Here is a 21,366-nt window from a genome sequence, read left to right as displayed (position 1 = left end):
GGCGACGCCGCAGCTCTGACGTCCGCGTCACGCCGGCGCAGCCGTCACTCCGCGTGCAGCCACTCGTCGAGCACGCGGGTGGCGAACGGCAGCATGATGTAGGTCATGAGCGGCGTGAGGATCGACGTCTGGATCAGCGTGCGCAACACGACGTGCAGGCTCGCGATGTGCGGCTGCAGCAGGTAGGCGGCAAGCACCGACATCGGGAAGAACACCGCCCAGATCATCGTGGCCTGCTTCCACCGCGGCGGCGCGAGACGGCGGCCGGGCGCGGGCGCTTCGCCGGGCATGACGACGTCACTGCTGTGCGACGGCTCGTCGAACCATCCCTCGATGCCGACGCGCTTCTCGCCGCGGGTGTGCTGCACGATGTCCGCACCGAACGACAACCACCAGGCGCGCTCGGGGCTGCGATCCCACGCGTCGAGGCACGCCTGATTGCGGAAACGACACAGCATGTGCCATTCCTGCGAGTTGCTCGACGAGCGCACCCACCCGGTGCCGAGGAAGCCCTCGAACTTCTCCGCCATCGCCATGCCGGCATGCACCCAGGCCAGCACCTGAGTCTCGTTGTCGGTGCTCATGTGGCGCGTGAACGACACCGTCACGGGCGCCTCGTCAGGCGCGGTCGGCGCGGCAGCGACAGCATTCGTCATACCCGTCATCGTCGGGCATGCACGGCGCAGACAACGAACCGAACCGGTGTCACATGCGTCACGCCGACGACGCTCGCCGCCCAGGCAGCACGCCCCTGGGCACCCGCGCCGCCCACCCTCATCACCCCCACGACGATCGGCGCTCGCCGCCCGCGCAGCGCACCTCAGATGTTCATCTCGTCCGCCCTCGTCACGGGGGCATCGCACACGAAACCCCGGCATACGTACGCCGTCGTCTGGCCGTCGACAGCAGGGCGATCTGCCAGCAACGGCACCCCGCCGGCGTCGGCAGCGCCACGAACACGCACCAACCCCGGACTCGTCGAACGCCAGGCGCGCAGCCACATCTCATCCTCCTCGGCCGCATCAAGCGGCCCATCGCCGGACCCCGCAGCCGCACCCCCATCCGCAGGGTCGACGACGGCGACCTGCACCGGCCCCGCAGCGAGCGCCTCCGCCGCAGCGAGCGCCCAGCCGGCGAACCGCGGGTTCGACGTCATCACACCCACGAGGCCGGACAGGCAGGCAAGAGCTCGCTCGCGGTATTCGCCGTGCCCCGTCAGAGCGAACGCCATGACGTACGCCGAGGCGAGCGACGACGCGCCGCACGGTTCGGCGTTGTCGCCGTCGGAGCGCGGCCTGATGAAGAGCTGCGACGCGTCCGACCCCGTGTCGTACACGGTGTCGCCGTCGAAGAACAGGCGCGCCGCGTCGTCGAGCAGACCGATCGCCACCTCGGCATGGCGCGTCTCGCCATTCGCCTGATGCAGCACCAACAGCCCCTCGGCGAGGTTGCCGTAGTCATCGGCGCAGGCGAGCGCCTCGCTCACCCGGCCTTTGAGCGACGCCCGCCGCAACCGCCCGTCGACGACGTGGGTCGCGAGCACGACGTCAGCCGCCTCCCGCGCCGCCGCCACCCACGAGGGTTGTTCGAGGATCATCCCGGCCTCGGCGAGCGCGGCGATGGCGAGGCCGTTCCATGACGTGACGACCTTGTCGTCACGGGCCGGCTGCGGGCGCTCGGCCCGCACCGAGCGCAGCCTGGCCCGAACGTCTGACCACCACGCGTCCGGGGAGCGGTCACCCAGCACCTCGGGCGAGAAAAGCTCGGCGGGGTCACGACGCAGCTGCAGGGTCGAGCGGCCGTCTTCGAACGTGCCGTGACGGGTGACGCCGAGAAGCTCAGCGGCGCGCGCGCCGTCGCCGCGGCCCAGCACCTCGACGAGCTCCTCCGCGTTCCATACGTAGGTGAGGCCTTCGACGCCGTCGGTGTCAGCATCCAGCGCGGAGGCAAACGCCCCCTCACTGGTGCCGAGGCGCCGCATGATGAAGTCGGCCGCCTCGTAGGTCACGCGACGCGCCCAGTCGTCGCCGGTCGCGCGCCACAGATGCGCGTACACCCGCAGCAGTTGCGCGTTGTCGTACAGCATCTTCTCGAAGTGCGGCACGACCCAGTCGGCGTCGACGCTGTAGCGCGCGAACCCTCCGTCGAGCTGGTCGTACATGCCACCGCGCGCCATCGCCTCGCCCGTGCGGCGAGCCATCGCGAGGGCGTCCGCGTCGACCGTGCGGGCGTGGTGACGCAGCAGGTGCTCGAGCGTCATCGACGGCGGGAACTTGGGCGCGCCACCGAAGCCGCCCCGGCCGTCGTCGAACTGGCGACGCAGGCCGACGACGGCACGCGTCAGATCGACCCCCACGAGCTGCCGTTCAGCCCGATCGCCCTGCCCGAGCAGGTCATCTCCCCCAGGCCCCAAACCCGTCGCGTCGGCAGGCGAGCGCGTCTGCATCGCCTCGACGATGGAACGCGCTGCTCCCTCGACGCGCGCCCGATCGTCACGCCACAACTCACCGATCGAGTGCAGCAGCGACGAGAACTGCTCACGCGGGAAGTAGGTTCCGGCGTAGAAGGGCTCACCGTCCGGCGTCAGCAACACCGTCATCGGCCAGCCGCCGTGCCCGGTGAGCGCCTGCGTGACGTTCATGTAGACGGCGTCGACGTCGGGGCGCTCCTCACGATCGACCTTGACCGCGACGAACCCCTCGGCGAGCTGCGCCGCGATGGCTGCGTCCTCGAACGACTCGTGCGCCATGACGTGGCACCAGTGGCACGCCGCGTAGCCGACGGACAGCAGCACGGGCACGTCACGATGTCGCGCCTCGGCGAACGCCTCGTCACCCCATTCGTGCCAGTCGACGGGGTTGTCGGCGTGCTGACGCAGGTAGGGGCTCAGCGAGGCAGCGAGTCGGTTGGCCATGACCCCAAGCTAGGCCCCGACACCGACAACCGCGTCATCCCAAGGGATTCAGCATGCTGAGCGCCCCCGTCACGATCATCACGTGAAGGGGGCGCACATCGTCAGGTATCCGGTTCAGGCGGCCCGCGACAACTCGGCCGCCGGCTCGAGCGCCGCGACGGGCGCCTCGTCGGTCTCAGCGTCCGGCGTGACCATGACGTCGTCGAACATCCGTGTCTCGACTCCCGCCATCACGAAGACGAGAACGAACATGGTCACGACGACGAGAACGGCCAGACCCAACGCTGCTCCAAGGCTCATGCCTCCACCCTGACAGGTTTGCGCTCATAGCGGAACCCCGACGCGCGGCGGGGGATGGTTGCATTGACATATGTCACATTCGCCGGAGCCCGGGCGGCCGACGCGCGGAGGCACGCCTTCATCGTGACGCCATCTCAGCGCCATCAGGCGGTCACCGCCCCGACGCATCCCGTTCCACCAGCTCGCGCATGGCACGCTCCTGCTCGGACGATTCCCACTCGACGTCGTCGAGCAGCCGGTGGGTCTCGTCGATGACGCGCTGCACGCCCGCCTCGGAGATCAACCCCAACTCGTGAGCCTTGGCGGCCGCACCGACGTAGGTGTCGACCACCCAGATCCCCTTCGCGGCGAGTTCGGCGCGGCGTCCGGCATCCAGGGCCACGACGTCGTGGATGAAGACGGCCTTGACGACGTCACCGTGCGCCTGCAAGATCTGCTCGCCGACGGCGATGTCCCCCTGCCCCGAGTCGCCGACGAACACGAGGTCGTACTCGGGAAACAAGGTCGCGTAGTGCGCGATGTTGGCGACCTTCTTCGCGGCCATCGCGTCGCGCGTCGCGAGATGGAAGATGCTGCCCGTCATGATCGACAGGTCCGCGAATCCGGCCTTGGTGAGTGACTCGCGGCTGTAGCTCTTCATCAACCCCAGGGCATCCGCAGGCCGCGCCGTGACGAACGTCAGGTCACCGCGCGAGAGCGGCGCGTCACGAGGTCCGAGGTCGAGTGCTTCGTAGAACGCGATGATGCCCGGGATGACGGTTCCGCGCGGGTAACGCGTCTCGTGGATCTTCGCCAGGGCGGTGTCGTCGATGTCGGACAGGGTCTTCGCCTGCCGCTCACCCTCGAGCGAGGAGGACGCGGCGAAGTGGTCGAGAATCTCGGCGCGGATGACGTCGTCGTCGATGTCGGCGAAGACGAGACCCTCCAGATCGTGTCGGCCCTTCGCGAGGTTGAGCGTGTTCTTCAGGTGCGTCAGGTCGTTGCCCGTGTGGGCGAGCAGCATGTCACGGATCGCGCCCTCCATCGCAGCCGACGTCGCGCCGCCCTGCATCCCGTGGATGACCGCGACCTGCGCCGCCATGCTCAACTCGTGACGCCTCGTGCGGGCGAGCAACTCGATGAGGGCGGTCTCGTTGTCGGGGCCGATGAGGCGGTCGTCCATGTCGTCGAACAGCTTGGCCGCGTCGACGTTCTCGAGGACGTCGTTCAGCTCACCGGCGGGCGCCTCGCGCAGCAGCGTGAGGATCTGCTTCTCATCACGCCGCCCCGTCGGGCCGTCGAGAAGAGAATTGACGAGATCGAGCGTGGCACCCACGAGGCCTCCCCTGGCCGAACGGCTGACGGCAGCCGATCACGGCGCCACCCGGGCGCACCACGCCCGCGGCGACAGCTTATCGAGCCTCGACGCGGCGCCCCGCACCTCACAGACACACCGCGCGGGACACTCGCCCGCCCGCGAGTTCGGCGTGCCACAGTGAGTGCATGAGCGACACCATCACCGTGAAGAAGAACACCGAGACCCACCGCTACGAGGGTTTCCTCGACGACGAGCAGGTCGGGTTCGCCGACTACCGCGAGGACGGCGACGTCGTCACGATGCCGCACACGATCGTGCCGGAGCGCTTCGGTGGCCGCGGTTTCGCGAGCCAGATCGTCCGTTTCGCGCTCGACGACGTGCGCGCGGCCGGCAAGAAGGTCGACCCGGTCTGCCCGTACGTCGCGTCGTGGATCGACAAGCACCCCGACTACGCGGACGTGCGCGTCACGGCCTCCTGAGCGGGCGGTTCGTGGCCCCAGCGGCGCACGAACACCGCGAGGTCCTCGACACCACGCGTCGACGACGCCGTCGGCGCGTGCAATACGTGCGCGCCACCGACTCATGCCATGGACAGCCCCGCCTGCTCGGCGCGCATCGCGAGATCGAGGTCGCCGATGGCCGGGTCGCGGTAGTCGGGGGCAGAAACCACCGAGCAACCGCCACTCGCGCACGTGGACGGCGAAGCTGTCCGCCAGGAACAACCGATGGTCCTCGTTCGCGCGCACGTCACCAGGAGGCGGGAGCGCGCGGCGCGGGTGCGGTCGACGAGTTGCGCGCCTCCGCGTCGTTTCATGGCCGCCAGGTCATCATCGGCCGACAGGTAGGTGATGGGGCCGTTGAACAACCACCGCGGCTCGTGCCGCACACGGCAAAGGCGTCGCGATACGCCTCGAGGAACCCTGGTAGTGGGATGCTGCGCGAGTCGGGATGGATGAAACCCTCACGCCCCTGAGCGATGGCGACGCTGGCACCCATGTCGCCCGCCCGACCGGTCGTGAAGTCGGCCGCGTCGAGCTCGTGCAGCTGTACGTCGGGATCGTTCGCGAGCGAGGCGATCGATCGCGCTCGCGCGAGATCGTCCACGACGACGTGCGGGACGCCGGATGCGACGTCGCGGAGGAATCGCCGCTGCTGCTCGAGCGAACCCAGATCTCCCGACGTCGCCGTCACGAAGGCGAGACGCGGCGGTGCAGACGAGGGTGTAGGAGACCACTGGGGCTTCGAGCGGAGGAAACGCTGAGGCACGCAAGACCTTCCGAGACATGCGCGACGAGGTCGTCGACACCCCGGTAACGAATCGCTTCTATCCCAAAATGCGACCCACATCTGAAAATTAGTCGCCCGCACAGCTCGACAACCGAACACCGCGTGCTGGCCGAGTCAGCGCGGCCTGTCAACGCGCCCAGCCGGTCAACCCGCCGTCAGGAGTGCGAGCGGGTGCGCGTGAGATCCGCCTCGAGCGGGTCGACCTTCTTCGACTTCGTCACGAGCTTGTGGCCGGCCCACACGGCGAGGAACAGCGGCAGGCCGATGTAGCTCTCGAGCAGGCCGCCGGGGTCGACGGTGCCTTCGAAGATCAGGTCTTTGTTCTGCAGCACGATGACGAGCGCGCACATGCCGAGCGCGACGACCGGCCCGAGCGGGTACCACTTCGCGCGGAACGGCAGATCCTCGACGCGGCCACCCTGTGCGACGTACGCCTTGCGGAACTTGAGGTGGCTCCACGCGATACCGCACCACGTGATGAACCCCGCGAGACCGGAGGCAGCGACGAGCCAGCCATAGGCGTCGGACGAGAGCAGGCTCAGCCCGTAGCAGCCGAGCGCGACGAGGGCCGTCAGCAGCAGCGCCGGCATCGGTACGGAACGTCGGTTGGTCTTGAGCAGGAAGCGGGGCGCCATGCCCTTCTGCGCCATCGCGTAGAGCATGCGGGTCGAGACGTAGAGACCGGACGAGCCGGCCGACAGGATGGCGGTGAGAATGACCGCGTTCATGACGCTCGCCGCACCGACCACGCCGACCTTCTCGAAGATCAGCGTGAACGGCGACGCCTGGATGTCGCCGTCAGCGGCATTGACGAGGCGCGGGTCGGTGTACGGCAGCAGGAAGCCGATGACGACGAACGCGCCGATGTAGAAGATGAGGATGCGGAAGAACACCGCGCGGATGGCCTTCGGGATCGTCTTCTCGGGCTCGTCGGCCTCACCGGCGGCGACACCGATCATCTCGGTGCCCTGGAAGCTGAATCCGGCGATCATGAAGATCGCGATGATGCCCGAGAACCCGCCGACGAACGGCGCCTGGCCGGTGGTCCAGTTCTGCGTGCCGGGCGCCTCCGTCATGATGCCGAAGATCATGAGGACGCCGACGGCGAGGAACACGAGGACGGTGATGACCTTGATCGAGGCGAACAGGAACTCGCTCTCGCCGAAGGCGCGCACGCTGATCGCGTTGATGGCGAACAGGATGGCGAAGAAGACGAGCGCGACGAGACGCTGGTCGACGTCCGGCGCCCAGTAGTTGACGACGGCGCCCGCCGCCGCGATCTCCGCCGCGACCGTGATCGCCCAGTTGAACCAGTAGTTCCAGCCCTGCGCGAAGCCGAAGCTGCGGCTGACGAATCGGGTGCCGTACGCCTCGAACGAGTTGGCGAGCGGCAGATACGTCGACATCTCGCCGAGGCTCTGCATGAGCAACCACACCATGAACCCGATGACGCCGTACGCGACGAGCGCGCCGCCGGGGCCCGCCTCGTGGATCGAACCGGCGGAGGCGAGGAACAGGCCCGTCCCGATGGCGCCGCCGATGGCGATCATGTTGAGGTGGCGCGCATTGAGGTCGCGTCGCAGCTCGTTCTCGCCACCCGCGCCAGGCGTCGGGTCGGCGACGGGGCCCGCGGGCCCTGACGGCTCGGCGGGCGTGGAATCGGCCTGTGTGGCCATGGCGTCTCCTGCGAGATCGAGAAGTGGATGACGCGGCGTGAGGACCGGTCGTTCGGTTCCTCGCCGGGGCACCTGCCCGGCGGGCGAGCCGGGCTCAGAGTAGCAACGCGAGCCGCCCGGAGAAGGGGCGACACGGGGGCCGACAACCCCTGCTGCGGCGTGAGATGTGCGGCAAATCACATCTTCGCGACAAAGCTGTGCCGCCGCGCTGCCTCAGCGCTGCGGAACCTCGCAGATCGGGGCTGCAAGGCGTCCGAGCACTGGACATTCCGGGGCATCGGCGATGGGATGAGAACCGTTTTTTCCCATTCGAGACGAACACCCACGAGCGACGAATGCGCTGCGGGCCCGGCTTCGCCCACCCGAACGTGCGCAGGAGAAACACACATGTCCCATACCGCTTCCGCCGCACCGGACGGCGAGCCCCGCGAGCTCGAACGCGACCACATCACCGTGGTCGAGAAAGCTCCACTCAAGAAAGCCATCACGGGCGCCACCATGGGCAACCTCATGGAATGGTACGACTTCGGCATCTACGGCTACCTCGCCGCCACGATGACGAAGGTATTCCAGCCCGAGGGTGGCGACGACTCGACGAAGATGATCATCACCTTCGCCGTGTTCGCCGTCAGCTTCCTCGCCCGCCCCTTCGGTGGCCTCGTCTTCGGCCCCCTCGGCGACAAGATCGGGCGTCAGAAGACGCTCGCCATCACGATGCTGGCCATGTCGATCGCGACGGGCGCCATCGGTCTGCTGCCGTCGTTCTCGACCGCCGGCTGGTGGGCGTTCGCCGGTCTCATCATCTGCCGCCTCATCCAGGGCTTCTCCACCGGCGGTGAGTACTCGGGCGCGACGACGTTCGTCTCCGAGTACTCCCCCGACAAGCGTCGCGGCTACTTCTCGAGCTTCCTCGACACCGGTTCCTACCTCGGTTTCGCGGTCGGCGCCGCCGTCGTCGCGCTGTTCAGCATCGGCCTCGGCTCCGAGACGATGGACGACTGGGGCTGGCGCATCCCGTTCCTGCTCGCTCTGCCGTTCGGCCTGCTCGCCATGTACTTCCGCATGAAGATCGACGAGTCGCCGACGTTCGAGAACACGCAGGCCGCCAACGAGGCAGCCGAGAGCAACGACGCCATCGACGAGTCGCAGACGCAGCTCGGCCCGGTCGGCATCATCAAGCACCACTGGCGCCCGCTGCTCATCGCCATGGCGCTCGTCGGCGCGACGAACACCGCCGGCTACTCGCTCACGTCGTACATGCCCGGTTACCTCGAGAGCAACCACGGCTACACCACCCTGGGTGCCGCTGCAGCCACCATCCCGGCGCTCGTGGCGCTCTCCCTGGCCGTGCCCTTCGTCGGGCGCTTGTCGGACAAGATCGGCCGCAAGCCCGTCTACTGGATCGCGATCATCTCGACGCTGCTGTTCACCTACCCGGCCTACATGATGATGGAGAACCAGACGCTGGCCTTCGTCGCGATGTTCCTGCTGGCCTTCTCCGTCTGCTTCTACGTCGCGATGTCGGCCTCGACGCTGCCCGCGCTGTTCCCGACGGCCTCACGCTTCGGCGGTATGGCGCTGTCGTACAACATCGCCGTCTCCCTGTTCGGCGGCACCGCGCCGATGATCAGCGAAGCGCTCGTCAAGTGGACCGGCAGCAAGAACGCGCCGGCGCTCTACACGATGTTCTTCGCCGTGCTCGGCGGCATCGCATTGCTCGCGATGAAGGAGTCGGCGCGCAGACCGCTGCCGGGTTCGATGCCGACGGTCGCCTCCGACGAAGAGGCCCACGAACTCGTCGAGACGCAGCACGACAACCCCGACATCGTCCACGAGGACCTGCCGTTCGACGCGCACGACGCCGCGAACGCGGCAACCGCGGCGACCACTTCGGACGCCGAGAAGCACTGACGTCCGCTGCCGCGAGCGCTGAGTCCACAGCGCTCGCAGCCACGAAGGCCGCCACCCGATCGGGATGGCGGCCTTCGCCGCCGTGTCGCCGCGACCACCGCTCGTTCAGTCGCCCTGGTTCGCGTGCTCGTGCAGCAGCTTGGTGACCTCGCGGCGCAGCACCTTGCCCATCGGGTTCGTCGGCAGTTCGTCGACGACGACGAAGCGACGCGGCGCCTTGTACGCCGTCAGCTTGCCCTTGACGTGGCGGCGCAGCGCCTCGGCGTCAGCATCGGTGTGGCCGTCGGCGAGTACGACGGCGGCGACGACGTCCTCACCGCCCGCGGTGGCGGGCAGCCCGACGACGGCGGCGTCGACGATCGAGTCGTGTTCACGCAGCACGCCTTCGACCTCGCTCGGGTAGACGTTGAAGCCACCGGTGACGATCATCTCCTTGATGCGGTCGACGACCGTCAGGTAGCCGCCCTCACCCATCTCGACGACGTCGCCGGTGCGGAAGAAGCCGTCGTGAAACGCCTCCTGCGTCGCCTCGGGCTTCTTGTAATAGCCACCGAAGACCTGCGGACCCTTGACGAGCAGCTCGCCCGGGCCGGAATCCGGCGCGTCCTTCGTGACGTCCTCGGGATCCGCGAGACGGATCTCGACGTCGGGGAACGGCACGCCGATCGAGCCGGCGCGACGATCGTCGGAGATGGGGTTGCCGACGACGACCGGGCTCGTCTCGGTGAGGCCGTAGCCCTCGATGAGGTGGCCGCCCGTCGCCTCCTCCCAGCGTTGCACGAGCGCGGACGGCAGCGACATCGCGCCCGACAGGCCGATGCGGATGCCCTCGAGGCTGACGTCGCGCTTCTCCGCCTCGTCGAGGATGCGGGCGTACAGCGGCGGTACACCCGGAGCGAACGTCGGGGTGCGACGCTTCACGGCGTCGATGATGAGCGGCACCTCGGGGGCGGGCAGCATGAGCAGGCACGCGCCGAGGTTGATGCCCGCGAGGACGCCGATCGTCAGACCGTACGCGTGGAACATCGGGAGGACGACGAGGAACGTCTCCTCACCGTCACGCAGCTGCGCCCACGCCTTGCCCTGCAGGCAGTTGGCAGCGAGGTTCGCGTGCGTGAGCGGGACGCCCTTGGGGGTGCCGCTCGTGCCCGAGGTGTAGAGCATGATCGCCGGGTCACCGGCCGATGGCTTGGGGTGGTCGACGGGCAGCGTGCCGCGTGAGAGCAGGTCGTTCCAGCTCAGCAGGCCCTCGGGCGCCGGGCCGGTGAGCCGCTCGCGCGACTCGCGCGCCTTCTTCACCGGCAGGCGCAGCGCGAGACGCTTGACGAACGGCAGCTCCGCCGTCACGTCGATCGCGACGATGTGGCGGACGCCGTTCTCCTGCGCGAGGTCGACGAGCATCGGGCTGATCTTGTCCCATGCGATGACGACCTCGGCCTCGTGGTCCTCGAACGGCGCGCGCAGCTCACCGATCGTGTAGAGCGGGTTGTGCTGCACCGCGATCGCGCCGATGCGCATGATCGCCTGCGTGACGACGACGTTCTGCGGGCAGCCAGGCAGCAGGACGGCGACGCGGTCGCCCGCCGTGACACCGAGGTCCAACAGACCGGCCGCGGCGGCGTCGACCTGAGCCTTGAGCTGGTCGTAGGTCGTGACGCGCCCCATGAAGTCGATGGCCGGGCGATCGCCGAATCGCGCGACGGCGGAGTCGAACTGATCGACGAGCGTCGCCATGCCGTAATCGAGGCGCAGGGGCACACCGGGCGAGTAGGAGTTCGCCCACAGCGCGTTCGTCAGCATCGTCGTCATCCTCCATCGGCGCGTCGCGCCTCGTCACGGCTGGTCTCGTCACAGCACGAGGTGCCGAGCGGGATCGCCGGCACCGTCTTCGAGTGTATGCCCCGTCACGTCGAGCTTCTACACCCGTAGTACCCATCGGCGATTCCTGTCCCCTCCTGCGAACTACGTCCCCGGTCGCGATTCCTGTCCCCTGTGCGATTTTCGGTCACATTCGCGAATCCCGTCCCCACCTGCGGAACTGCGGCGCGGTGCAGGATGGGTGCCATGAACACCGTGACAGTCCATGAGGCCCCCTCCGTCGAGATCGTGCGTGGCGACATCACGACCGAGCAGGTCGACGCCGTCGTCAACGCCGCGAACTCGGGCCTGCTCGGCGGTGGCGGCGTGGACGGTGCCATCCATGCCGCAGCAGGGCCGCAGCTGCGCGAGGAGTGTCGCAAGCTGCGCGCGACACGGCTGACGGGCGGATTACCGACCGGCGAGGCCGTCATCACCGGCGCGGGGCGGATGCCCGCGCGCTACGTCATCCACACTGTCGGCCCGAATCGTCATGCGGGCCAGACGGATCCGGCTCTTCTAAGCTCCTGTTTCGCCGAGTCATTGCGGATCGCCGACGAGGCGGAATGCCGCTCCGTGGCCTTTCCCGCCATCAGCGCGGGCGTGTACGGCTGGGACGTCGAAGAGGTCGCGTGCATCGCTCTCGAGGTGGCGCGTTCCGCCCGATGTGCACATGTCCGGTTGATCCGTTTCGTGCTGTACGACGATCGCGCACTCGCCGCTTTCGAACGTGCTGCCGACCGAGCCTGACCGCATCCCGGCCAAGGCGAGTCGGATCTCTCTCGGGCAGACCAACGGCAGGGTGCGGGGAGCGTTCCTGCGGGCCGGTTGGGTGGCCACGTTCGATGGCTTGTCGGCGCCGCGTGGTTGGCTTCGACCATGGAGCTGAACGAGTGGAGTGGACGCATCGAGGGCATCTCGGCTGCGTACGGCGAGTACTTCGCTGTGGAGCGCACGCCGGAGTGGGTCCTGCTCAAGCTCACCGAGGAGGTCGGGGAGCTCACACAGGCCTATCTCGCCTCGAGCGGGCAGGGTCGAAACCGGGGCAAGAGCGACGACGAGCTGCGCCAGGACCTCGAGGGTGAGGTCGCCGACGCGTTCGCCACGATCCTGGTCTTCGCGCGGAGCGCGGGTATCGACATCGAATCGGCGCTGACGACGAAGTGGCTCCCGTGGGAGAAGTTCCACGCCGATCGAGCCGCAGGTCTGGCGCCCGAGCCACTCGCCCATCGGTGGCCCGAGCCGTCCGACGATGACCCGCAGGCGTCGTCATGACCGTCGCGAGTCCTCCCCTGCTGCGCGGTGACGGCGCGAGCGCGCAGAATCGTCGGTCAACCCGCCTCGCGACGCCGCTGGGCGACATGCTCGTCGCCGTGAGCGATGACGGGGTGCTCGGCGCCTACTTCGACGGCCAGGCGCATCAGCCGGACGCGGCGTGGTTCGGGGCGCGAGTGGAGCAGCGTGACGATGCCCTCCTCGACGCCGCGGCGCAGCAACTCACCGCCTGGTTCGCCGGGGAGCGGACCGATTTCGACCTTCCGCTCGCCCCGCTCGGCACCCCGTTCCAACGCAGCGTCTGGGAGCTGTTGCTGCGGATCCCTCCCGGCGAGACGACGACGTACGGCGAGCTGTCGGCGTCGCTCTCACCCGACGGAGTCGCCACCCCTGGCCAGGCACAGGGCGTCGGGCAGGCCGTCGGTCACAACCCGATCAGCGTCATCGTGCCGTGCCACCGCGTCGTCGGCTCGGACGGTTCCCTCGTCGGCTTCGCCGGCGGCCTGGATCGCAAACGCTGGCTCCTCGCCCACGAGGAGAGCGAGACGACCCGTGAATCCCGTTTGTTCTGAACGGTTCTCGCGCCGCTCGGCTCGGTTGCGAAAAAAGTTCTCTCGCCGACCTCACACTTCGTCGTTCTCGGACGACTCCTGAGTGATGACACAGCAACCGCTCTTCCACGAGATCGTCGAACGCCATGGGCCGACGGTTCTGCGCGTGTGCGCCGCGACCCTCGGGCCCGGTGCGGACGCGGAGGACGCCTGGTCCGAGACGTTTCTCGCGGCTCTGCGGGGCTACCCGTTCGACGACATCGAAGACGTCGAGGCATGGCTCGTGCGCGTGGCGCGGCACAAGAGCGTCGACATCGTGCGACGGAATCGCCGCGCCGCGCCACACCCCGAGCTCGTCCGCGATCTCGAGGCGGCCCACGACTCGACTCGATCGCGGCGCCTCGGCGCCGGAGCCGCCAAGGACGACGACGCCGGGCAGGCGCTTCAACGCCTGTTCGTCGACGACGTCCACCCGAGCGCCGACGTCGAGGCCTGGGACGGCGAGTTGTGGAGCCACGTGGGCGCTCTGAGCGAACGGCAGCAGTTCGTCGTCGTGCACCGCTACGTGGGGCAGTGGACCTACCCGGAGATCGCCGACAAGCTCGGCTGCTCGACGGCGGCCGCCCGACGTTGCGGAGCCGACGCCATCGCCGCGCTGCGTCATCGACTCATCCCGACCCGAGAGGACACCTGATGACCAGCGACGACGTGTTCACCACGACCATCGACGCCTTCACCGACGCGTCATCGACCGAGGCGCTGACGAATCGGCTGCTCGAACATGTGCGTCCGCGGGACGTCGACGTCGTGTGGACGACGCACGAGACGCTGCTCGGTCGGCTCCTGCTCGCCTTCCGCGACGACGCCGTCGTCCGCATCGCGTTCGAGTCGGAGGGCTTCGACGCCGTGCTCGACGACCTCGGTGAACGTCTCGGACGCCGCACGCTGCGCTCGGCCCAGCCCGCCGACACCCTGCGCCGCCAGCTCGACCTGTACTTCACCGGGGTGCGCGTGGAGTTCAGCGTGACGCCCGACCTGTCGTTGTCCACTGCCCCCTTCCGACGGGAGGTGCAGTCGAGCCTGCCCACGATTCCCTACGGTCGCACCATCAGCTACGCCGATCTCGCCTCCTCGACGGGACGCCCCCGCGCGGTTCGCGCCGTCGGCAGTGCCTGCGCGAGCAATCCGCTACCCATCGTCCTCCCCTGTCACCGGGTCGTGCGTAGCGACGGCTCCCTCGGCAACTACCTCGGCGGCGTCGAGGCGAAGCAGCGGTTGCTCGAGCTCGAGTCCGCCGCCGCGCCTTAGGCCCACCTAAGTCATGCAGCCGGCTCTCAGGGTTTACGCCGACGACATCTGCGCGACGTCTCGTGTCTGCCTCGACGCCCAAGGATCGACCCGCGTGGGCGCCCCCACCGTCCGCCCTGATCAGCTCCCGACTTTCCGCCCCGGCGAGGAGACCCCATGAGCCCCAAGCTGCTCCCCCTCATCAATACCCGCCACGGTTCGCGCAGCGCGAAGACGTGCGAGTACCGCTGCGCCAACCAGTGCGACGCGCCGACGCCGAACACCTCGGGCAACGAGGAATTCCAGACTCTCGCTCAGCGTGCCATCGCCCGTCGCGCGATGCTCACGGGCTCCGCGGGCGCCATGGTGCTCGCCGGTTTCGGCGCGCAGGCTGCTGCGGCGGCGGGCACTGCGCACGGCCACCACCCGCGACCCGAGCGCAACGTCGGGCGCGCCTCCTTCACCTCCGTGGCGCCGAACCGCAAGGATGACGTCGTCAACGCCGAAGGGTTCACGCACGACGTGATCATCCGTTGGGGCGACCCCGTCACCAAGCGCGCACCGCGTTTCGACGTCCACCACCAGACGCCCGAGGCACAGGCGCAGCAGTTCGGTTACAACAACGACTATGTCGGCATCATCCCGCTCGACGGTCGCCGCGCCCTGCTGAGCGTCAACCACGAGTACACCGACCCGGAACTGATGTTCCCGACCGGGACGGACGAGCTGCTCAAGAAGAAGATCGAGATGGCCGCGCACGGTCTGGCGGTCGTCGCCATCGAGAAGGGCCGGGCCAAGGGGTCATGGAAGGCCAGCGACCCGCGCCGCTCGCGCTACAACCGCCGCATCACGGCCAGCACGCCACTGCGCGTCGACGGCCCCGCCGCTGGTCACGAGCTGCTGCGCACCAAGGCTGACCCCAAGGGCACGACGATCCTCGGAACCTTCGCCAACTGCTCCGGCGGCACCACGCCGTGGGGCACGACGCTGCACGGCGAGGAGAACTTCCACGGCTACTTCGACGCCTCCGGCGCGCTCGACCCCAAGCAGGCCGATGCCTACAAGCGGTACGGCATCACCGGCCAGGGCAAGGGGTGGAAGGACGTCGACGAGCGTTTCGACCTGACGAAGACCCCGAACGAGGCCAACCGCTTCGGTTGGATCGTCGAGCTCGACCCGCTCGACCCGTCAGCCCCGCCCGTCAAGCACACGATGCTCGGCCGTGTGAAGCACGAAGGCTGCAACGTCACGATCGCACGTGACGGCCGCGTCGTCGCCTACACCGGCGACGACGAGAAGGGCGAGTACATCTACAAGTTCGTCTCACGTGACCGCTACCAGCGCAGTGCCTCGCCCGCCGCACGCCGCCACAACAAGACGCTGCTGTCCGCCGGCACGCTCTACGTCGCGAAGTTTACCGGTGACGGCGACGCCGACGGCGTCCACGACGGCACGGGCACGTGGATCCCGCTCACGAGCGAGAAGAAGTCGCACGTTCCGGGCATGAGCGTCGCGGAGGTGCTCGTCCACACCCGCCTGGCGGCCGACAAGGTCGGTCCGACGCGCATGGACCGCCCCGAGGACATCGAGCCGAACCCCGTCAACGGCAAGATCTACTGCGCGCTGACGAACAACTCCGATCGCGGCAAGAAGTTCACCACGGACGAGGCCAATCCCCTCGCCTCGTCGATGACGCGCAAGAAGCTGGGCGAGCCGCTCACGGCCACGTCCGGCAACCGCAACGGATACATCCTCGAGGTCACCGAGGGCCGTGGCCGCTCCTGCGGCAAGGGGTACGAGACCTCGACCGACTTCACCTGGGATCTCATGCTCATCTGCGGTGACCCGGCCGCGCAGGAGACGTACTTCGCCGGCTTCCCGAAGGAGCACGTCAGCCCGATCAGCTGCCCCGACAACGTCGCCTTCGACGCCGTCGGCAACCTGTGGATCTCCACCGACGGCAACCAGCTCGGCTCCAACGACGGGCTCTTCCGCGTCCCGACGAACGGGCCGGAGCGCGGCCGCGTCCAGCAGTTCCTCACGGTGCCCTTCGGCGCCGAGACCTGCGGGCCGCTCGTCAGCCCGGACCAGCTGTCCGTCTTCACGGCCGTGCAGCACCCGGGCGAGACCGACGACGCGACGTTCGAGAAGCCGACGAGCACGTGGCCGCACACGGACGCCTTCCCCCGCCCGTCGGTCATCGTCTCCTACGCGAAATGACGATGCTCGTCTGACCGAGCGTGAGCCGTGAGGTCAGACGAGCAGGCGCCGGCGGCTCACCCGCGCATCGGGTGAGCCGCCGGCGTCATGCGTCATGGCCTAGGCTGGGGCCGTGAGTTCGCCCGCCTTGCATCGTCGCGTCTCGATGGTCGCTCTCGTCGCCCTGGGCGGCGCAGCGGGGGCGATGGCCCGCGCCGGTGTTGCGGCCGCGATGCGTGCGCCGTGGGCGACACTGACGGTCAACCTCGTCGGCGCGTTCGTCCTCGGCGGGCTGCTCGAGTTCTTCACCCGCGCAGGCGACCGCCCGGCCTGGCGTCTGCTGCTCGGCACCGGGTTCTGCGGGGCTTTCACGACGTACAGCACGTTCGCGCGAGAGGTCGCCGAACGCTCCGCTGGGTCGGGAGTGGGCCTCGCCGCCGCGGAGGTCGCGCTCGGCCTCGCAGCCGCGGCGGCGGGGGCCGTCGTCACCGCCCGTTGGGCACCTCGGAGCAGCGCATGATGACGTGGCCGCTCATCGCCCTAGGCGGCGCTGTCGGAGCCGTCCTGCGCTTCGTCCTCGACGGGGAGATGAAGGCCCGCGGCCCACGCACGTGGCCCCACTCGACGTTCGCCGTCAACCTCCTCGGCTCGTTCGTGCTCGGCGTCCTCACCGCGCATCCTCGCCCAGGATGGTTGAGCGCCCTCGTCGTCACCGGCGTCTGCGGCGGCTTCACGACGTTCTCCACCGCGAGCGTCGAAACGCTCACCCTGCTGCGCGCACGGCGCGCGGCCACAGCTCTCGGGTACGCGGTGGGCAGCGTCGTCGTCTGCGTCGCCGTCATCCTGTTGGCCCACCGCATCGCCTGACGGCCGGGCTCGGGCCGGCTGTCGAGCCGCGCGGCGCGCATCCGACACCGCGACCGACTCGAACCGAAGCTCACTCAGCCCCGAGCGCTGCGGGGCGGCGCGGCAACGTCACGATCGCCGTCGTGCCGGCAGTGCTGGAGTCGAAGTGGATGCTCGCCTCCATCGACTCCGCGAGTGCCATCGTGATGGCGAGGCCCAGCCCACCGCGACGATCGGTGTCCGAACGCGCCGCCCCCTTGAAACGTCGCCCTGGTTCGGCGGCGACGGACGCGGGCAGCCCCGGCCCGTCGTCGGCCACCTCGACGACGACGCTGTCGCCGGCGTCGCGCACGCTGAGCTGCACGCGCGTACCGGCGGGCGTGTGGCGTCGCGCGTTCGTCACCAGATTGACGATGACGCGGCGCACCCCGTTCTCGTCGCCCACGATCTCGCACGCCTCGTCCGGCGCGTCGAACGCCCACAGGTGCTGCGGCGCCATCAGTTTCGCGTCGGACAACGCCTCCAACGCGAGGAACGTGACGTCGACGCTCTCCTGTGCCGCGCGTTGGCCGGCGTCGAGGTGGGCGAGGAGCAACAGATCCTCGACGAGGCGCGCCATCCGGATGCTCTCGCGTTCGATGCGACGCAGCGATGGCGCCAGCTCGAGCTCGAGCGCGCGCACGTCACTCGCCGCCCTACGTCCGTGGTCAGCGCCGCCATCCTGGCCCTCAACGCCCGAGAGGCCCCCGCCGGCAGAGTCGCCCGCCGCCTCGGATCGCTCGGACTCCACGGCGCGCGTGAGCATCGACGCGGACAGCTCGGCATGCGATCGCACGACGGCCAGCGGCGTGCGCAGTTCATGGCTGACGTCGGCCAGCATGGTGCGCAGGGCGGCCTCGCTCTCGTCGCGGCGCGCGAGGGCCGCCTCGACCTGACGCAGCAGATCGTTGATGGCGTGCGTGAGCACCCCCACCTCGTCGGCGGCTCGTCGCGGTTCGGGCACACGGCGGCTGACGGCGTCCTCCACCGATTCCGCGGGTGTCTCGGCGATACTGCGCGCGGTGCGCGTGACGGCCTGCAGGGGCCGCACCTGACGTCGCGTCAGCCACACGCCGACGGCGCTCGCCACGATGCCCGCGGGCACCCACAGTGCCAGTTGCCACGCGGCGAGGCGGGTGAGGTCGCGCTCCGCAGGTTCCATGCTGACGGCAGCGAGCACCTCGGTGCCGGGCTGCCTCAGCGTGGCGACGCTCATGTCGTCGCGTTCGGGCAGCTTGACGTCGCGCAGGCCGTCCGGGCGATCGAGCTCGGTTCGCAGCGCGGTGGCGTCCTCCGCCGCCACCACGCGGTCGGGGCCGTTGGCGCGCACGTCGAGCCGGTCGCCACGTCGCACCATGACGATCGCCCCGGACGGTAGTTCTTCCGCCAGCTCCTGCGCCGACGTGTGCTCGTGGTTGACCGCAACGTGCAGGGTGTCGTCGATGCTCGCGTGGATGACGGCGCGTGACAGCAGGAACGAGGCGATGCAGCCGATGGCGGCGAGCACCATCGTCAGCGTCATGACGAGCACTGCGACGCGGGTGCTCAGCTTGCGTGGCCGCAGCCGTGCGAGGTTCATCCCGCGGCGGGTCGCATCGTGTATCCGAGGCCCCGCACCGTGTGGATGAGCGCCGGATGCGACCCGTCGATCTTCTTGCGCAGGTAGCTGATGTAGAGCTCGACGACGTGCTCACCGCCCTGGAAATCCTCGCCCCACACCGCGGCGAGCAACTCCTGCTTCGAGCACACGCGACGCCCGTTCTGCGCCAGGTGCCGCGCGAGCGCGAACTCGGTGGCGGTCAGACGGATCGGTTCGCCGGCGCGCGACACCTCGTACGTCAGGGTGTTGATGACGAGGTCGTCGACGACGAGATGCTCGCCCTGCCCCTGCGCGACCATGCCGCTGCGGCGCATGAGCGCCTCGGCGCGGACGATGACCTCCTCGAGGCTGAACGGCTTCGTCAGGTAGTCGTCAGCGCCCTGCCGGATGCCACTCACCCTGTCCTCCAACGCATCCCGCGCCGTGAGGAAGATGACTCCCGCCTCGGGCAGGATCGAGCGGATGCGGGCGAGGACGTCGAAACCGTCCGTGTCCGGCAGCCCGATGTCGAGGACGACGACGTCCGGGCTCTCGCGCCGCGCGAGGGCGACGGCCTGCGAGCCGGTCGTCGCCGTCAGCACCTGCCAGCCCTGGAACGTGAACGCCGCCGACAGCGACGCGAGCAGGCCCTCCTCGTCGTCGACGATGAGGACGCGCGCCGCACGTCCGGTGACGTGACGAAAGGATGCCTCGCGGGTGTTCATGCTCCCACGATAGAAGCCGCCGAGACGCGCGAAACAGACCACAGTTCCATGAGAGGGAATTCTGAGGAAGGGGCGATAGTTTCATCTTCGTGCCCAGGAAGGTGCTCCCGTTCCCCCCTGGTGTGATGCGTCCTGGGCACCCCAGCGGCGGTGGAGGTCTCGACCTTCACCGCCGCTTTCTTCTCACCGCGGGCGCGTCGTCCACAGGCCGTGACGGCGGGAGCGCTCTTTCCGCTGCCGGAGCAGGCTGATCCACAGGGTGGCCGTGCTGACGTTGGCGCCGCTCATGGCCCGCCCGCCACGCTCGAGCCATGAGCGACGATCTGGCACCCGGCCCCCTGTTCGACACCCCCGCGCCTGACACCTCCGACGACGCCGCACCGACGCTCGTCGGCGCGTGGATGAGCCCCGACCTCCTGACACATGACGGTGTCGTGCCGCATGACGATCGCCTGCCGGGCGATTTCGGTGCGACCGGCCCCGGGGCGGACGATCCCGACGCGGGCGGCCCGGCGGAAACCGGCCTCGGGTCGGACGAGGCGCCGTCGGCCAGCCAGCCGTCCCCTGCTGACCCGACGGCCGGTGAGTCGGCCGCTCCCGAAGACGCGCCTGCTCCGGAGAACGAGCCAGCTCTCGAGGACGGTCTCGTTCCAGGGGACGATCTCGAGTCGTGCGCGGCGACCCTCGCAGTCGCCGTCGTGCTCGAGCGCGGCACTCCGTCTGCATGGCGCGCCGTGCCGGTGCGTCAGGGCCTGAGCAGCGCCGTCATCGATGCGGTGATGACGCCCCGCGTCATGACGAGCACCGTCGACGCCGTCGTCGCCCGCCACGAGGCCGCGTTCGGGGCGGGCACCGCGTCGGAGCTGCTGCACGCGTTCGATCTCATGGGCGAGACGACGTGGCGGGAGGAGATCGGCACCGGCCACCGCACCCGCGCCAGTGTGGACGCACCCCACAAGAGCGCCGTCATCCGTCAGGCGGCGGCGCTCCTCGCGGGCCGAGGTATCGAGTCCTGCGCCGACCTGGTGGCGGCCGCCCACGACGACGACCTCCGACGGGCCTGGTGCGTGCTGCCCGGCCAGTCGTCCGGCTCGACGTGGCGTCATCTGCTGCTCGCCGCAGGGTGCGACGACGTCATGCTGTGCCCCCTCACCCGATCCTTCGCGCGCCGCGCCACCGGCCACACCTTCACCGCCGACGAGCTCCACGCCGTCATCGTCTCCGCGGCCGTCCAGTTGGGCATCACGCCCGCCGCGATCGAGCACCAGATGTGGCGCGGCGCGCTCACGGCGAAGCGCCACCGCCCCAGCGCGAGGGACGACGGCGCTGCGCGTGAGGGGGCCGATGAGCCCCCTGCTGTCGACGATCAGCTCTGACGGCGCAGACGCATCGCGATGCCCGCGCCGGCAGCCACCACGACGACAGCCAGGCCCGCGAGGCCTGTGACGGCGCGCTCGTTGCTCACGCCATCGGTGTCGACCTTCGGCCCCGTCGTCGTGGTCGGGGACGCGCCGTCGGAAGCGGAACCGGTCTCCGTCGCGCCGGTGGTGGAGCTCGTCGAACCGGCCGGCGGCGTCGTGGGCTCGGTCGTCGGCGTCGTGGGTTCCGTCGTCGGCGTCGTCG

At 69.3% G+C, this 21,366-nt stretch carries 19 protein-coding genes and 1 pseudogene; 11 read left to right on the top strand and 9 right to left on the bottom strand.

The annotated features are described in order from the left end of the window. Nucleotides 1–44: 44 nt before the first annotated feature. From J4Z35_RS12880 to J4Z35_RS14775, 4 genes are all read right to left on the bottom strand, one after another. Nucleotides 45–656, bottom strand: coding sequence for an antibiotic biosynthesis monooxygenase (locus J4Z35_RS12880; protein ID WP_074040564.1), 612 nt, complete (start codon nt 654–656; stop codon nt 45–47). 164 nt (nt 657–820) lie between these two features. Continuing rightward, nucleotides 821–2,914 (bottom strand): thioredoxin domain-containing protein, encoded by a 2,094-nt coding sequence (locus J4Z35_RS12875; protein ID WP_074040565.1) that lies wholly within the window; start codon nt 2,912–2,914, stop codon nt 821–823. Between the two features lie 114 nt (nt 2,915–3,028). Next, complete coding sequence (locus J4Z35_RS12870; protein WP_136788793.1) at nt 3,029–3,214, bottom strand: hypothetical protein; 186 nt, start codon at nt 3,212–3,214, stop codon at nt 3,029–3,031. Nucleotides 3,215–3,365: 151 nt separating this feature from the next. Continuing rightward, the gene (locus J4Z35_RS14775) at nt 3,366–4,529 is read right to left on the bottom strand and encodes a phosphatase domain-containing protein (protein WP_074040566.1); all 1,164 of its coding nucleotides are present in this window, start codon (nt 4,527–4,529) and stop codon (nt 3,366–3,368) included. 167 nt (nt 4,530–4,696) lie between these two features. Here J4Z35_RS14775 and J4Z35_RS12860 point away from each other — a divergent pair, with 167 nt between their 5' ends. After that, nucleotides 4,697–4,990 carry a GNAT family N-acetyltransferase gene (locus J4Z35_RS12860; protein ID WP_006945741.1) on the top strand — a complete coding sequence of 98 codons (294 nt, stop codon included), beginning with the start codon at nt 4,697–4,699 and terminating at the stop codon, nt 4,988–4,990. Nucleotides 4,991–5,953: 963 nt separating this feature from the next. Here the strand turns inward: J4Z35_RS12860 and J4Z35_RS12855 are convergent. Continuing rightward, nucleotides 5,954–7,474, bottom strand: coding sequence for an amino acid permease (locus J4Z35_RS12855; RefSeq protein ID WP_074040568.1), 1,521 nt, complete (start codon nt 7,472–7,474; stop codon nt 5,954–5,956). A 387-nt stretch (nt 7,475–7,861) separates the two neighbouring features. On the opposite strand from J4Z35_RS12855, the gene J4Z35_RS12850 reads away from it, so the two are divergent. After that, complete coding sequence (locus tag J4Z35_RS12850; protein WP_083603917.1) at nt 7,862–9,385, top strand: MFS transporter; 1,524 nt, start codon at nt 7,862–7,864, stop codon at nt 9,383–9,385. A 105-nt stretch (nt 9,386–9,490) separates the two neighbouring features. On the opposite strand, the gene J4Z35_RS12845 is transcribed toward J4Z35_RS12850, so the two are convergent. Further along, a complete protein-coding gene (locus J4Z35_RS12845; RefSeq protein WP_208065638.1) occupies nt 9,491–11,185 on the bottom strand; it encodes a long-chain-fatty-acid--CoA ligase in 1,695 nt (564 codons plus the stop codon). 264 nt (nt 11,186–11,449) lie between these two features. Between J4Z35_RS12845 and J4Z35_RS12840 the strand changes: the two genes are divergently transcribed. The 8 genes from J4Z35_RS12840 to crcB all read left to right on the top strand — a co-directional run bounded on the left by J4Z35_RS12840 (nt 11,450) and on the right by crcB (nt 17,421). Continuing rightward, on the top strand, nt 11,450–11,992 hold the full coding sequence (locus tag J4Z35_RS12840) for an O-acetyl-ADP-ribose deacetylase (RefSeq protein WP_006945675.1): 543 nt from the start codon (nt 11,450–11,452) through the stop codon (nt 11,990–11,992). A 129-nt stretch (nt 11,993–12,121) separates the two neighbouring features. Beyond that, nucleotides 12,122–12,517, top strand: coding sequence for a MazG nucleotide pyrophosphohydrolase domain-containing protein (locus tag J4Z35_RS12835; protein ID WP_074040572.1), 396 nt, complete (start codon nt 12,122–12,124; stop codon nt 12,515–12,517). Further along, nucleotides 12,514–13,089 (top strand): methylated-DNA--[protein]-cysteine S-methyltransferase, encoded by a 576-nt coding sequence (locus J4Z35_RS12830; RefSeq protein WP_083603918.1) that lies wholly within the window; start codon nt 12,514–12,516, stop codon nt 13,087–13,089. The genes J4Z35_RS12835 and J4Z35_RS12830 overlap by 4 nt, the downstream gene beginning before the upstream one ends. 85 nt (nt 13,090–13,174) lie before the next feature. Then, nucleotides 13,175–13,762 (top strand): sigma-70 family RNA polymerase sigma factor, encoded by a 588-nt coding sequence (locus J4Z35_RS12825; protein WP_074040573.1) that lies wholly within the window; start codon nt 13,175–13,177, stop codon nt 13,760–13,762. After that, complete coding sequence (locus J4Z35_RS12820; protein ID WP_074040574.1) at nt 13,762–14,376, top strand: methylated-DNA--[protein]-cysteine S-methyltransferase; 615 nt, start codon at nt 13,762–13,764, stop codon at nt 14,374–14,376. Before J4Z35_RS12825 ends, J4Z35_RS12820 begins: the two co-directional genes overlap by 1 nt. A 156-nt stretch (nt 14,377–14,532) precedes the next feature. Further along, the gene (locus J4Z35_RS12815) at nt 14,533–16,575 is read left to right on the top strand and encodes a PhoX family phosphatase (RefSeq protein ID WP_074040575.1); all 2,043 of its coding nucleotides are present in this window, start codon (nt 14,533–14,535) and stop codon (nt 16,573–16,575) included. A 112-nt stretch (nt 16,576–16,687) separates the two neighbouring features. Continuing rightward, nucleotides 16,688–17,074 (top strand): CrcB family protein, encoded by a 387-nt coding sequence (locus tag J4Z35_RS12810; RefSeq protein ID WP_240742555.1) that lies wholly within the window; start codon nt 16,688–16,690, stop codon nt 17,072–17,074. Beyond that, nucleotides 17,074–17,421: a fluoride efflux transporter CrcB gene (gene crcB / locus J4Z35_RS12805; RefSeq protein WP_074040606.1), complete on the top strand. Its 348-nt coding sequence runs from the start codon at nt 17,074–17,076 to the stop codon at nt 17,419–17,421. Before J4Z35_RS12810 ends, crcB begins: the two co-directional genes overlap by 1 nt. A 70-nt stretch (nt 17,422–17,491) precedes the next feature. Here crcB and J4Z35_RS12800 read toward each other — a convergent pair whose 3' ends face one another. Both J4Z35_RS12800 and J4Z35_RS12795 read right to left on the bottom strand, forming a co-directional pair. Continuing rightward, nucleotides 17,492–19,018: a HAMP domain-containing sensor histidine kinase gene (locus J4Z35_RS12800; RefSeq protein ID WP_074040576.1), complete on the bottom strand. Its 1,527-nt coding sequence runs from the start codon at nt 19,016–19,018 to the stop codon at nt 17,492–17,494. Continuing rightward, the gene (locus tag J4Z35_RS12795) at nt 19,015–19,743 is read right to left on the bottom strand and encodes a response regulator transcription factor (RefSeq protein WP_074040607.1); all 729 of its coding nucleotides are present in this window, start codon (nt 19,741–19,743) and stop codon (nt 19,015–19,017) included. Before J4Z35_RS12795 ends, J4Z35_RS12800 begins: the two co-directional genes overlap by 4 nt. A 311-nt stretch (nt 19,744–20,054) precedes the next feature. Here J4Z35_RS12795 and J4Z35_RS12790 point away from each other — a divergent pair, with 311 nt between their 5' ends. After that, nucleotides 20,055–21,119, top strand: a complete 1,065-nt coding sequence (locus tag J4Z35_RS12790; protein ID WP_074040577.1) for a hypothetical protein — start codon at nt 20,055–20,057, stop codon at nt 21,117–21,119. Here the strand turns inward: J4Z35_RS12790 and J4Z35_RS12785 are convergent. Then, nucleotides 21,110–21,366: pseudogene (locus J4Z35_RS12785) on the bottom strand (bifunctional metallophosphatase/5'-nucleotidase); the annotation flags it as partial. The gene J4Z35_RS12790 and the pseudogene J4Z35_RS12785 sit on opposite strands and share 10 nt — an antisense overlap.

It is taken from the genome of Dermacoccus sp. NHGro5 (genome assembly GCF_017565385.1).
GTDB lineage: Bacteria > Actinomycetota > Actinomycetes > Actinomycetales > Dermatophilaceae > Dermacoccus > Dermacoccus nishinomiyaensis.
The sequence above is the reverse complement of the archived record's forward strand: the minus strand, read 5'-3'. Positions and strand labels throughout refer to the sequence as shown.